At 30.9% G+C, this 13,106-nt stretch carries 13 protein-coding genes; all 13 read right to left on the reverse strand.

What is annotated here, in order from left to right; translation table 11 throughout:
• Positions 1-26: 26 nt before the first annotated feature.
• The 13 genes from AC3QL1_RS01640 to AC3QL1_RS01700 all read right to left on the reverse strand — a co-directional run bounded on the left by AC3QL1_RS01640 (position 27) and on the right by AC3QL1_RS01700 (position 13,103).
• Complete coding sequence (locus AC3QL1_RS01640; RefSeq protein ID WP_492494587.1) at positions 27-1,241, reverse strand: ABC transporter ATP-binding protein; 1,215 nt, start codon at positions 1,239-1,241, stop codon at positions 27-29.
• Between the two features lie 2 nt (positions 1,242-1,243).
• Positions 1,244-2,092: an ABC transporter permease gene (locus AC3QL1_RS01645; protein ID WP_492494589.1), complete on the reverse strand. Its 849-nt coding sequence runs from the start codon at positions 2,090-2,092 to the stop codon at positions 1,244-1,246.
• A gap of 258 nt (positions 2,093-2,350) precedes the next feature.
• Positions 2,351-4,318 (reverse strand): polysaccharide biosynthesis protein, encoded by a 1,968-nt coding sequence (locus AC3QL1_RS01650; RefSeq protein ID WP_492494591.1) that lies wholly within the window; start codon positions 4,316-4,318, stop codon positions 2,351-2,353.
• A gap of 88 nt (positions 4,319-4,406) precedes the next feature.
• The gene (gene rfbA, locus AC3QL1_RS01655) at positions 4,407-5,291 is read right to left on the reverse strand and encodes a glucose-1-phosphate thymidylyltransferase RfbA (protein ID WP_492494593.1); all 885 of its coding nucleotides are present in this window, start codon (positions 5,289-5,291) and stop codon (positions 4,407-4,409) included.
• Positions 5,292-5,372: 81 nt separating this feature from the next.
• Positions 5,373-6,218 (reverse strand): dTDP-4-dehydrorhamnose reductase, encoded by an 846-nt coding sequence (gene rfbD / locus AC3QL1_RS01660; RefSeq protein WP_492494595.1) that lies wholly within the window; start codon positions 6,216-6,218, stop codon positions 5,373-5,375.
• Positions 6,218-6,766 carry a dTDP-4-dehydrorhamnose 3,5-epimerase gene (rfbC, locus tag AC3QL1_RS01665; RefSeq protein ID WP_492494596.1) on the reverse strand — a complete coding sequence of 183 codons (549 nt, stop codon included), beginning with the start codon at positions 6,764-6,766 and terminating at the stop codon, positions 6,218-6,220. The genes rfbD and rfbC overlap by 1 nt, the downstream gene beginning before the upstream one ends.
• 20 nt (positions 6,767-6,786) lie before the next feature.
• Complete coding sequence (locus AC3QL1_RS01670; protein WP_492494597.1) at positions 6,787-7,929, reverse strand: DegT/DnrJ/EryC1/StrS family aminotransferase; 1,143 nt, start codon at positions 7,927-7,929, stop codon at positions 6,787-6,789.
• Positions 7,922-8,347, reverse strand: coding sequence for a WxcM-like domain-containing protein (locus AC3QL1_RS01675; RefSeq protein ID WP_492494599.1), 426 nt, complete (start codon positions 8,345-8,347; stop codon positions 7,922-7,924). The genes AC3QL1_RS01670 and AC3QL1_RS01675 overlap by 8 nt, the downstream gene beginning before the upstream one ends.
• A complete protein-coding gene (locus AC3QL1_RS01680; protein WP_492494600.1) occupies positions 8,337-9,308 on the reverse strand; it encodes an MraY family glycosyltransferase in 972 nt (323 codons plus the stop codon). Before AC3QL1_RS01680 ends, AC3QL1_RS01675 begins: the two co-directional genes overlap by 11 nt.
• Before the next feature lie 23 nt (positions 9,309-9,331).
• A complete protein-coding gene (locus AC3QL1_RS01685; RefSeq protein WP_492494601.1) occupies positions 9,332-10,264 on the reverse strand; it encodes a GDP-L-fucose synthase family protein in 933 nt (310 codons plus the stop codon).
• Between the two features lie 42 nt (positions 10,265-10,306).
• Complete coding sequence (gene gmd, locus AC3QL1_RS01690) at positions 10,307-11,425, reverse strand: GDP-mannose 4,6-dehydratase (RefSeq protein WP_492494603.1); 1,119 nt, start codon at positions 11,423-11,425, stop codon at positions 10,307-10,309.
• 3 nt (positions 11,426-11,428) lie between these two features.
• Positions 11,429-12,328, reverse strand: a complete 900-nt coding sequence (locus AC3QL1_RS01695; protein WP_492494605.1) for an NAD-dependent epimerase/dehydratase family protein — start codon at positions 12,326-12,328, stop codon at positions 11,429-11,431.
• Positions 12,329-12,356: 28 nt separating this feature from the next.
• Positions 12,357-13,103, reverse strand: a complete 747-nt coding sequence (locus AC3QL1_RS01700) for a glycosyltransferase family 2 protein (RefSeq protein WP_492494607.1) — start codon at positions 13,101-13,103, stop codon at positions 12,357-12,359.
• Positions 13,104-13,106 lie beyond the last annotated feature (3 nt).

Here is a 13,106-nt window from a genome sequence, read left to right on the forward strand (position 1 = left end):
CTGTTTAATTGAATATCTAAATAAACTTAGACTTTATAACTATTTGTTTCAAACTTAGATTTAAGCAGAAAAGGTTCCCAAACTTCTTCCGGATGCAAAACCTGAAAAGTAAGCAAATCGTTGATCCTTAAAACCGGTACTTTTGTTTGTTTATCTCTAACGGCTAAACTCAAAGAATACAAACCTTTGGAGAATTGCAAATCTTCATGTATAATTTTAAATTCGATGGTTTTATTTTCCGGATCCTGATTTAAAGATTCTTCATTTCTTTGCAGTACACCTACTGATCTTTGTTCTTTATCGTTAACAATAACACTAAAATCGAGACTGTTAACCGGTAATTTTACTTCCAGTTTAAAGTCTAAAATTAGATCGTCTCCCCACTTTAGCTGAGGAATATTTTTTTCATAAACGGCATCGCAGATTTCTATTTTTTCAAGTGATAAACTGCCATCATCAAACACCACATTTGATTCATTTTGAGCAAATCGACTGTAATATAAATCTATGGCTTTTCCAACATCATTTCCCTGAAATTCTGTTTTGCCATGTTCCATTAATATAATTTGATTGCAAATACGGGAAATCATCGGCATGGTGTGAGAGACAAAAATAATAGCTGTGTTAGGTAATATTGTATCAATTGTTTTAAAGCACTTTAATACAAACCCCAAATCTCCAACAGCAAGAACCTCATCAATAATTAATACGTCCGGTTTCATTTGCGCTGCGACTGCAAAGCCTAAACGTACTTTCATACCGCTGCTGTAATTTTGTACTGGCATGTCTATAAAATCACGTATTTCGGCAAAATCAATGATTTCTTCCACTTTAGAATCAATTTCTTTTTTGGTAAAACCTAAAACTGCGCCATTGTTGTATATATTTTCGCGGCCAGTTAATATGGGATTAAAACCGGCACCAAGCTCAATCAACGCGCCTACTCTTCCTTTAATAATTACCTTTCCTTCATCCGGATTGATAAGTCCGTTTAATATTTTTAGCAAGGTCGATTTTCCGGCTCCGTTGTGACCGATTAATCCCAAACATTCACCACGTCTTAATTCAAAATTGATATCTTTTACAGCCCAAAATTCATCACGTCTTAAAAGTCTTTGTTCCTTATTTCCCCACAAATTATCATATAAGTCTTTTACTCCATACCATAAACTGGTTTTTAAGTCTTTGCAAAACTTTTTTGAAAGGTGCTCTACTTTTACTAATACTTCGTTCTCTTTCATAATTAAGCACTCATACGTTCAACAATTATTGGAATAGAAATTCTATAGAATACCAATCCTAAAAAGAATAAAGGGATACAGGCTGCAATAATTATCATATAATACATTCCATAATCTGAATTTTGCCCTACTAACAAATCTCTTGTTGTTAAAATCAATGGTGTTAACGGATTCATTTCCATAACTGTTTTTAATAATCCTGCTTTTTTAGGAATTGCATATACAACCGGCGTTGCGTACATCAAAAACCCAAGACCCAGTGTAATGATTTTTCCGATATCATTATAAAGCATTCCTAATGGTGTAATAAATAAACCAATTGTGGTTCCAAAGAAAACAACACCTAAAAAAGCTAATGGAAATAAGAGGATTGAGGATTGAAATTCTACTCCATAAGCGATTAAAAAAAAGAATAACAAAGCTACTTTCATCAAACTGCTTAATAACAGCTTATAGACTCCTGAAACTATCAAAGCTTCTTTTGGAAAATTAATTTTGGAGAGTATGCCTCTTGCTGCATTAGTATTAAGCATTGGGGCATTAATAGATTCTGTGATAATTGACCAAAGCAAAGTACCCGAAAACACATAAACTGGATATGGCACCCCAGTGTTTGTTAGTGTAATAGTTCCCGACTTACTTAGAACCACCCATATTAACGCGGTAGTTAAAGGTGTGATAAATGCCCAAACAACACCTAAATAAGATTGACGATATTGCGCCCTAATATCTCGTATTGCTAATTGTTTTGCTAAAAAACGAGAGGCCAACATGTCATTAAGACTCTCTTTTAAAAGTTTACCAATCTTGCTATTATTTTCTTTTTGGTAAACAGTGGTTTTTAATTCCATTTAAAAAATTCAATATGGTTTTTGATTATTAATTTATGTACTGCAATCATCTAAACAATAACTCACATTTGTTTATTTAATTGCTGTTTATATTATTCTACACCATTCATATACGCTTACAAAAAGAATTAACAAGATTTTTAGTCGATTATAAAATACCTAAAAAAGGAAAAAGGCGTTTTAATAAAAAAACACCTTTTTAAAATTTATTCGATTTGAATTTATTCGATTTGAATTTAATCGTATTTAGTAACAAAATTATTTATCCAGCACTTCAAAAGCAGAATTCATACTTTTAAATTCAGGCACTATCTTTTTCATTTTGGAAACTATATCATCATTTTCATAAAAATCAGCAATTCCAATAAGTTCGTCGATTTCAGTATGCAAATTTTCGTATTCATCCTGAATCTCCTGTGCGATCATAATTTTATTATGATATGTCGGTAACGTTTTAGAAGTATCATTTAATAATTCTTCATATAATTTCTCACCCGGACGCAAACCTACGATTTTTATTTTTATTTCCTTATCCGGAATAAAGCCTGCAAGTTTAATCATTTTTTTTGCCAAATCAATTATTTTGACCGGTTTACCCATATCAAAAATATAGATTTCTCCTCCATTACCCATTGCTCCAGCTTCTAAAACTAGTTGGCAGGCTTCTGGAATTGTCATAAAATAACGAATAATATCCTGATGCGTAATAGTTACTGGTCCGCCTTCTGCAATTTGTTTTGTAAATAACGGGACAACTGATCCGTTTGATCCTAAAACATTTCCAAAACGCGTCGTGATAAATTTGGTTGAACCTTCGATATTCTCTCTTTGATTTTTCAAAAATAAGGACTGAACATATTTTTCAGCAATACGCTTGCTGGCTCCCATTACGTTGCTAGGATTAACCGCTTTATCTGTCGATACCATCACAAATTTTTTGACATGGTATTTACACGATAAATCAGCTAAATTTTTAGTTCCTTTTATATTTGTCTGAATTGCCTGTGAAGGATTCTCTTCCATCAAAGGAACGTGTTTGTAAGCTGCAGCATGAAAAACAACATGTGGATTGTGATTATTGAAAACCTTTTCTAATGCTTTTTTACTTCTTACATCAGCCACTACGGCAATAATTTTTGATTGAGAATCCATGCTTAATGTCTCCAGACATAAATTATGCAGTGGAGTTTCGGCATGATCTAAAATAATGACTTTTTTAGGACTGAAACCAAGAACCTGCCTTACGATTTCGCTCCCGATTGACCCCGCGGCACCAGTAATAAGAATGGTTTTATCTTTTAATTGTTTCGAAATGGATTTACTATCAAGAACGATTGGCTTTCTTTCTAATAAATCTTCAATCTGAATATTTTTTACTTTTTGAGAAATTTCTTTTTGATTTTCCCAGTCAGAAATCAAAGGAACAGTATAAACTCTGTAATTGAATTCTAAACATTGATCAACAATAATCAATTGCTCATCTTTTGTTAAACTTTTATCAGCAATAATTACTCCTTCTGCAGCAACAGAACGCATTAAGGCAGGTAATTTTTTTCTTAAAATCAAAATGGGCAAATCCAACATTCTCTTGGATGCGTTTTGATTGTTTTTATCAACGAAACCAACAATTTTAAAACGAGAAGGCGTTTCAAATTTTAATGCATTTGCTACCGAAATAGCGTTTGCATCAGTTCCGTAAATTACGGTTCTGATTAACTTAGTACTCGTTTTCTCAGAAAAATATAATTCAAATGTTTGCTTAACAACTACACGATATAAAAACAAACCACAAAACGAAAGGACTAAATTGATAAAAAGAGCTGTATTCAAAAACGCTTTATGGCCTGCATATAATTCAAAAACTAAATTAAAAAACAAAAAGAACACCAAAACTGACATTTGAGAGAATAACAGTTTTATAGCGTCTATGTAGGAAGAATGTCGAATAATTCCTGAATATGTTCTAAATAACCAAAAGAAAAATATATTTACAAAAATTAAACTCCCTACAAAATAAAAATGATGGGAAGTAACAATATATCCAAGAGCAGTCCCTTCAAACAACATATAAGTAAATGTGAATGAAAAAATCAGCACCATTACATCTATAGCAATAATAATCCACCTAGGTAAATAACTTAGGTTATTAATATTTGCTCTTAAATTTCTTGGGGAGAGGAAATTATGGAACAAAGTTCTTATTTTAGTTTGTTCTTCAGTATTCAATTTTTGGTTTTGTTTAGTTTTGTAAAATTCGCATTACACACAAAAATACAAATTTTAGGTTTCAAAAAAATTATTTCGATAACGGAAATTAAATTTTAACGCCTTTTTTCTTCTGCTTTAAAAAATCAATTAAATAAGTTCCATATCCTGATTTTACTAAAGGTAAGGCAAGTTCTTCTAACTGAGTGTCGTTTATAAATCCTTGTCTCCAGGCAATTTCTTCAATACATCCTACTTTCAGGCCTTGCCTTTCTTCCAAAACCTGAACAAATTGTCCTGCCTGCATTAAACTATTAAATGTTCCTGTATCAAGCCATGCTGTACCTCTGCTTAAAATACCAACTTTTAAAGCTCCTCTTTCCAGATATACTTTGTTTACATCGGTAATTTCATATTCACCACGCGCACTAGGTTTAATGTTTTTTGCAATTTCTACAACTGAATTATCATAAAAATACAATCCCGGAACTGCAAAATTAGATTTTGGTTCTTGAGGTTTTTCCTCTATTGAAATGGCTTTAAAATTATCATCGAATTCAACAACACCATAACGTTCCGGATCTGAAACATGGTAAGCAAAAACAACACCACCTTCCGGCTTTGTATTTGATTTCAATAATTCCTGCATGTTAGAACCAAAAAATATATTATCTCCTAAAATTAAGGCAACATCATCATTTCCAATAAACTCTTCGCCAATTACAAAAGCTTGTGCCAAACCATTTGGAATTGCCTGTTCTGCATAACTGAATTTACAGCCTAAACTCGAACCATCTCCTAATAATTTTTTAAAATTTGGTAAATCATGAGGAGTGGAGATAATCAATATTTCATTAATTCCAGACATCATTAACGTCGATAACGGATAATAAATCATTGGTTTATCATAAACTGGCATCATTTGCTTACTCATTGCAAGCGTTAAAGGATGTAAACGTGTGCCAGAACCTCCGGCTAAAATAATTCCTTTCATATATTTGATTTTAGATTTTAAATCTTAGATTTTAGATTTCTTAACATGAGATACTAAATCTAATTATAAAATCATCTTTATTTACATAAACATTCTTCTTAAACTTTCTTTGTAATTTGGAATATCTAAATTATAAATAGTTTTAATTTTTTTCTTATCTAACAATGAAAATTCTGGTCTTTTTGCAGGCGTTGGATATGATGATGATGGAATTCCACCAACATTACAAGTATAACCTCCAAATTCTTTTATACTCAACGCAAACTCATACCAACTTATTTCCCCTTCATTTGAATAATTATAAATTCCCGGAATCCATTCTTGATATTCTAAGATATCAATCATTGCTTGGGCAAGATCTGCAGCATAAGTAGGAGAACCAATTTGATCATTTACCACATTTATCGATTCCCTCTCTTGCATCAAACGCTGCATTGTTTTAACAAAATTGTTGCCAAACTTACTATAAACCCAAGAGGTTCTTAAAATAATTGAATTTGGGTTCTCACTTATACAAGCAATCTCGCCAGCTCGTTTGCTTTCTCCATAAACATTTATAGGATTTGTATTTGCTTCTTCGTTTAAAGCAACTGAAGAAGATCCGTCAAAAACATAATCTGTCGAAATATGAATTAATTTCACATTATTGTCAAAAGCATATTTCGCAATTAATGCTACAGAAGCATTATTGATTGTAGAAGCCAGTTCTTTTTCTGTCTCCGCCTTATCAACCGCAGTGTAAGCTCCACAATTTAAAATAATGGTTGGTTTAATTTCATTTAACTGAATTTCCAACAATCCTAAATTATCTAATGTGACTTTATTTCTATCTGCAAAAATCCATTCATATTGAGGATAATTTGAAGACAAAACATTCAATTCAGATCCTAATTGTCCGTTCGCTCCTGTTACTAGAATTTTTTCCATTAAAACAAACTATTACAGTTTTCAATAAATGGAAGAATCTCATCTTTTTCAGAAACAATTGCCTCTTCTAAGTTCATTCCCCAATCAATATTTAAGGATGGATCATCATATTTAATTCCGCCTTCTGAAGCTTTATTATAAAATTGATCACATTTATACATTACAGATGCTGTTTCACTAATAACTGAAAAGCCATGAGCGAAACCTTGAGGAACCAATAATTGCTTTTTATTTTCGGCAGATAATAAAACACTAAATGCTTTTCCAAAAGTTGGAGAATCTTTTCTTAAATCAACTGCTACATCAATAATTTCACCTTCTAAAACACGAACTAATTTTGTTTGTGCAAAAGGAGGATTTTGATAATGTAAACCTCTTAATGTACCTTTTTTTGAAAAAGACTGATTGTCCTGAACAAATTCAATATCAATACCTAAATCTTCAAATTTAGTTTTGCTGTATGATTCGAAAAAATAGCCTCTTTCATCTCCAAAAACCGTTGGTTCAACTATTACTAAATCTTTTATAAACGTTTCTTCAATTTTCATAATTAAATATACTTCTTATTTTATTTATTAAAAAAGTTTTGAATCACTTCTTCAATCCTATTTTTATCTTCTTCTGTGAGGTTTGATCCTGAAGGCAGACACAATCCTTTTTGAAATAATTCTTCTGCAACTTTATCTCCGTAATACGGATATTTTTCAAAAACTGGCTGCAAGTGCATTGGTTTCCACAGAGGACGACATTCTATATTTGCTTTTTCAAATGCCAATCTTAAACTTTCTCTATCTATATTTTTACTTAAATTAGGCTCAATTAAAATAGTACTTAACCAATAGTTAGAAAAATAATCTTCATTAATTGATTCAAAAAGACTCACATTTTCTATCTTTTTAAAAATTTCTTTATAAAAAGAATGCATTTTTCTTCGTGCCGTAACATTGTGATCCAGCATTTTTATTTGTCCAAGACCTACTCCTGCGCAAATATTACTCATTCTATAATTATAGCCAATTTCACTATGTTGATAATGCACAGCTTCATCTTTTGATTGAGTAGCATAAAAAATAGCTCTTTCTTTTAATTCAACAGAATTACTTATTAGAGCTCCTCCACTCGAAGTCGTTATAATTTTATTTCCATTAAATGAAAGTATACCAAAAGTCCCAAAAGTTCCACATCTTTTTCCCTTATAAGTACTGCCTAGTGCTTCTGCACTATCTTCAATAATTGGAATATCGTATTTGTCAGCAATCGAATGAATTTCATCGATTTTATATGGATTTCCATATAAATGAACGGTGATTATCGCTTTGGGTTTCTTTCCTTTTTTTAATCTGTCTTTTATTGCATTTTCAAGATTTATTGGACAAATATTCCAGGTATCTATCTCGCTATCAATAAAAACGGGAATTGCTCCCTGATACAATATCGGATTAGCAGATGCTGAAAAAGTCATACTTTGGCAAATAACCTCATCACCTGCCTTTACACCTAATAAAATTAATGCTAAATGAATTGCAGAAGTACCAGAATTTAACGCTGTAGTAAAAGAATTTCCAGAAAGATAATTTTCGATTAAAGTTTCAAAATCATTTACATTTGGTCCTCCGGAAGTTATCCAACTTGATTCTAATGCTTTCTGAATATATTCCTGTTCAAAACCACTTTGTTGCGATAAGGATAAATAAATTCGTTTATTATCCATTTATTTTCCAGTAATCATATGGATAACGAACATCGTCCTCTTTTACATTTGTTAATGGCAAAGTTGAAAATGATATTAATTTTGAATTTGTTTCTAATGATTCAATTGCATTTGCATATCCGGCTGGAATGTGAACTATTTTACTTTCTGAATCTGAAACTATAACTGTTTCAATAGTTAATTCTTTTGAAGGATTTTCCCAATTATCAATTTTTACAAAATGAATTTTAAAAGAACCACTTAAACAATAAAAGTTTTTTGAATCTAATTTATGTCCTTGCCAGGCACGAATAGGATTTTCATCAGAATTGCTAATGATATAAAACCTTTCGATATCCTGAAAACTAAAATCATTTACATATGAAATAGTGCCACGATGATCTGAAAAATTGCCACCCTGAATTATTTTAGGAATCATGATTTAATCTTAAATTGTATTTATTCAACAAATAAAATTTCAAGGTATACACTAAAATCAGAGGTGCGATAACAAGTAAAAATAATACTATATCATCAACTTTTTGATACAGCATAATCACTAAAATAGAAATCACGATTTGAACCAAAGCATAATATAATGAAACTAATCTGTGTTGAATTTTATATTCGTTACTTAATACCTGATAAAAATGTAAACGATGAGCTTCGAAAATATTTTGTTTCAAATATAAACGATGTATAATTGTACAAATAGCGTCAACTCCGTAAACAGCTAAAAACAAAAGCCAAATAATAGAATTTGTAATTAACGCGAGTTTTGTAATAAGATAAATTATCCAAAAGGCAATTGCAATACTACCTACATCTCCCGCAAAGCATTTTGCTTTTTTTCTATAATTAAAAAATAAGAAAACCAAGCTTGCTATCATTCCATATTTTATAAAACTTCCATCTGTAAAAAGCTGCACTTTTGTATTAACATATAACAATGCTCCAAGTACTGCTAAAGTATATAGCCCTGTTATACCATTTATACCATCCATGAAATTGTAGGCATTAATAAGCCCAATAGCCAAGATATATACTATTAAACTTCCCCAGATTGGCAATAAACTGAATAAGCCTAAATCATAAAAAATTAGTGTAATGGCTAGAAAATGAATTGAAATTCGAATTTTATTTGATAAGCTCTGAATATCATCCCAGAAACTTACCAGACTGACAAGCGTAATACCCGTAAAGAAAAAATAATTATTCTGAACGTGCTGAATAAAATAAAGCAAGGCGGAAAACCAAAAAATAATTCCGCCGCCTCTTAGGGTTATTTCTGTATGTGAACTTCTTTGATTGGGTTTATCAATGATATTAAATCTATCTGCTACTTTGAAGTAAAGAAGCATTATAATCATTAATAGAATTCCTAGTATTGTGTATTGCATTATTTACTTATGAAGGTTTTTGTTTATTCCCACTTAGTGTCTTTTATTTCATCATAGACTTTTAGAATACCTTCTTCTAAAGTTGTTTTAGCTTTCCATCCAAAGCTGCTTAATTTTGAAACATCCATTAGTTTACGAGGAGTTCCATCTGGTTTAGTTGTATCAGTTAGAATTTCTCCTTCAAAACCAACCACTTTTTTAACTAAAATTGCTAAATCTAAAATTGAAATATCTTCACCAACTCCAATATTAACCAATCCTGCTTCATTATAATTTTCCATTAAGAACACACAAGCTTCTGCAAGATCGTCCGCATGTAAAAATTCCCTTTTAGGGCTTCCCGTTCCCCAGATTGTTACTGAACTATCATTATTACGCTTTGCTGTGATAAATTTTCTAAGCATTGCAGGCAATACATGAGAATTTTTTAAATCGTAATTGTCATTTGGTCCATACAAGTTTGTTGGCATTACCGAAATAAAATTACAGCCAAACTGATCTCTATAAGCATCACACATTTTTATCCCAGCAATTTTTGCAATGGCATATGGTTCGTTTGTAGGTTCCAGTTCTCCTGTGAGCATGTATTCTTCTTTTAATGGCTGAGGAGCCATTTTAGGATAAATACAAGATGAGCCTAAAAACATTAACTTTTTTACATTATTCAAATATGATTGATGAATAATATTATTTTGTATCATCAAGTTTTCATATATAAAATCACCTCTATATGTGTTATTAGCAATAATTCCGCCAACCTTTGCAGCCGCTAAAAAAACATAATCTGGTTTTTCCTGTTGAAAAAAATCAGCAACAGCCTGTTGATGTCGTAAATCTAATTCTGAGGAGGTTTTTAAAATAAAATTGGTAAACCCGTTTGCTCGTAATTGACGTAAAATAGCTGATCCAACCATTCCTCTATGTCCAGCTATATATATTTTATCATTTAAATTCATAGTTTTATTTCTATTCAAGAATTAAATTATCCTGATTATAAATTAATAGTTAATAGTCGATCTTACTTCTTTTAGCATTTTTTCTTTTAGAACATATTGAAGATCAGAAGCCATCATTTCTTTAACTAATCCGGCCAAATCATATTTAGGAACCCAGCCCAATTGTGTTTTCGATTTAGTAGGGTCCCCAATAAGCAAGTCTACCTCCGTCGGACGAAAATATTGTGGATCTACAGAAATTACCTGTTTACCTATTTCAACTTGATAAGCAGGATTACTGCAAGAAGCAACATATCCTTTTTCATTTACTCCTTCACCCTTAAATTCGATATCTATTCCAACTTCGGCAAATGACATTTTCACAAAATCACGCACATAAGTAGTTTCTCCCATAGCAATCACATAATCTTCGGCAACATCTTGTTGTAGAATACGCCACATTGCTTCTACATAATCTTTTGCATGCCCCCAATCACGCTGAGCATCTAAATTTCCTAAATATAAGCAATCTTGTTCTCCTAAAGCGATAGCAGCTGTGGCCATAGTTATTTTACGAGTTACAAAAGTTTCTCCCCGACGCGGCGATTCATGATTAAATAAAATTCCATTGCAAGCAAACATATTATAAGCTTCACGATAATTTTTAGTAATCCAAAAACCATAAATTTTTGCCACTCCATAAGGCGAGCGTGGATAAAAAGGCGAGTGCTCATCATAAAAACCTTTTTCATTTTTATTTTCAGCCAAACCACCATACAATTCAGATGTTGATGCCTGATAAATACGTGTCTTCTTTTCCAAACCTAAAATACGAACTGCTTCTAAGATTCTCAATGTACCTATACCATCAACATTTGCTACATATTCTGGTGAATCAAAAGAAACCTTAACATGGCTCATAGCTCCCAGATTATAAATTTCATCAGGTTTTACCTCTTGTATAATTCGAATGATATTAGTAGAATCTGTTAAATCTCCATAATGCATCTTAAAATTCACATTTGTTTCGTGTTGATCCTGATAGATATGATCAATACGTTGAGTGTTGAAAGAAGAAGCTCGCCTTTTAACGCCGTGCACTATATATCCTTTTTCTAATAATAATTCTGCTAAATATGAACCATCTTGCCCGGTGATTCCTGTTATAAGTGCTATTTTCATTTTTTATATTTTATTATTATTTATATAATCAACCACAGATTGTGGCTTCCAATCTAACATTATTGTTGCTTTACTATCATCAAACGTTAAGTCAGATGTCATTTTTTTTATTTTTAAAGAATTAAATGGTGCTTTATCTCCAATATAGTCTCCAAGTCTACCAATAAGTAAAGCAATATTCATTGGCAAATTTGAAGGTTTTTTTTTATTCTTATTCAGGGCTATAGCTAAACTTAAATCTGCAAAACTTGGATGACATCCATCTGTAAGGTTATAAATTCCGCCAATTGGAGCGACTTTCATAATTAACGAAGCTACATCTTTTCCTAAAACCATACTTTTTTTAGCCTTTCCGCCTCCTATATTAAAATAATAACCTTTAGTGATGCCTTTTATCATTGCTCCTAAATTACCTGGAGCGTTTTTACCAACTAACAATGGCAAGCGTAAAATTGTACAAACAACTTTATTTTCTTTACACCAATTTATAACTACTTTTTCTGCCTCAATTTTACTTAATCCATATGGGTCTTTAGCTTGCAAAGGATGATTTTCATTTATATTATATCCAATATATTGTCCATATACTGATACAGAACTAATAAAAATAAATTTATCAGGAATAATGGAGTTTGCCAATCCTTTTAATAAATTTTGAGTTCCAAGTACATTAATATCATAAAACATTTTTTTTTGAGCTTCGGTTTTAGGCATACTATGTGCTTTTCCTGCTGCGTGAACTACAAATTCAAATTTATTGATAAAAACTGGAATTTCTTTCTCTAGTGAAACCGTATATTCACCAGAATTTCTTGATAATCCAAAAATTTCATTTTCATTTTGTAATTCTGCAGCAATTAGTTTTCCAAGAAAACCATTTGCACCTGTTAATAAGATTTTCATTCTGTTTTTCCCTTCTAATATATTAAAGTTAAATAAATTGAATTAAACGCTTAAATATTCTAAGTGGCATTAAATAAAATGGTGCTTTTAATGAATTGTTTTTCCAAGCGTGAATAATTTCTTTATTTTGATTAAATATGTTAGAAAAACTTTGATTTGTTGCTCCTCCTAGTCTCATCTTCACAATTAATCTATCGATATATTTAATTTTAAAATTATATTTTTTAAACATTCTAAGCATTAATTCATAATCAGCAGCCAGCTTATATTCCAAATTAAACAAACCTATATGATCATAAACTTTTTTCTTTACAAACAATGCTGGATGAGCAGGAACGTTTCCATTTTCAAAAAAATTTTCGTAATAAGTATCGGATTTCCATTTTCTTACAACTGCATTTGTATCATTATTTTTTACATATACTAAATTTCCATATAATATATCTAAATCAGCATCATTATTAAACTGTTCCATAATATCTGCAATAACTTCAAGATCTTCATATAAATCATCTGAATTTAATATTCCAATTACATCTCCCGTTGCTGCTTGAATACCCTTATTCATTGCGTCATACAATCCATTATCCTTTTCTGAAACAAAATAGCCTAGTTTGTTTTCGTATTCTTTTATAATTGATACTGTATTGTCTTTAGATTTTCCATCTATAATTACATATTCTATATTTTTGTAAGATTGCCTAAGAACTGATTCTAAAGCGTCCTTAATTGTTCTTTCATTATTGTAAACAACTGTGATAATTGATATTTTCATTAA

The organism is Flavobacterium sp. GW823-FHT04A11, from assembly GCF_058796535.1.

Bases quoted from the DNA above. Each gene is read 5' to 3' on its own strand.
- AC3QL1_RS01640 (WP_492494587.1), bottom strand. From the start codon at position 1,241: ATGAAAGAGAACGAAGTATTAGTAAAAGTAGAGCACCTTTCAAAAAAG.
- AC3QL1_RS01645 (WP_492494589.1), bottom strand. From the start codon at position 2,092: ATGGAATTAAAAACCACTGTTTACCAAAAAGAAAATAATAGCAAGATT.
- rfbA (WP_492494593.1), bottom strand. From the start codon at position 5,291: ATGAAAGGAATTATTTTAGCCGGAGGTTCTGGCACACGTTTACATCCT.
- rfbD (WP_492494595.1), bottom strand. From the start codon at position 6,218: ATGGAAAAAATTCTAGTAACAGGAGCGAACGGACAATTAGGATCTGAA.
- rfbC (WP_492494596.1), bottom strand. From the start codon at position 6,766: ATGAAAATTGAAGAAACGTTTATAAAAGATTTAGTAATAGTTGAACCA.
- AC3QL1_RS01670 (WP_492494597.1), bottom strand. From the start codon at position 7,929: ATGGATAATAAACGAATTTATTTATCCTTATCGCAACAAAGTGGTTTT.
- AC3QL1_RS01675 (WP_492494599.1), bottom strand. From the start codon at position 8,347: ATGATTCCTAAAATAATTCAGGGTGGCAATTTTTCAGATCATCGTGGC.
- AC3QL1_RS01680 (WP_492494600.1), bottom strand. From the start codon at position 9,308: ATGCAATACACAATACTAGGAATTCTATTAATGATTATAATGCTTCTT.
- AC3QL1_RS01685 (WP_492494601.1), bottom strand. From the start codon at position 10,264: ATGAATTTAAATGATAAAATATATATAGCTGGACATAGAGGAATGGTT.
- gmd (WP_492494603.1), bottom strand. From the start codon at position 11,425: ATGAAAATAGCACTTATAACAGGAATCACCGGGCAAGATGGTTCATAT.
- AC3QL1_RS01695 (WP_492494605.1), bottom strand. From the start codon at position 12,328: ATGAAAATCTTATTAACAGGTGCAAATGGTTTTCTTGGAAAACTAATT.
- AC3QL1_RS01700 (WP_492494607.1), bottom strand. From the start codon at position 13,103: ATGAAAATATCAATTATCACAGTTGTTTACAATAATGAAAGAACAATT.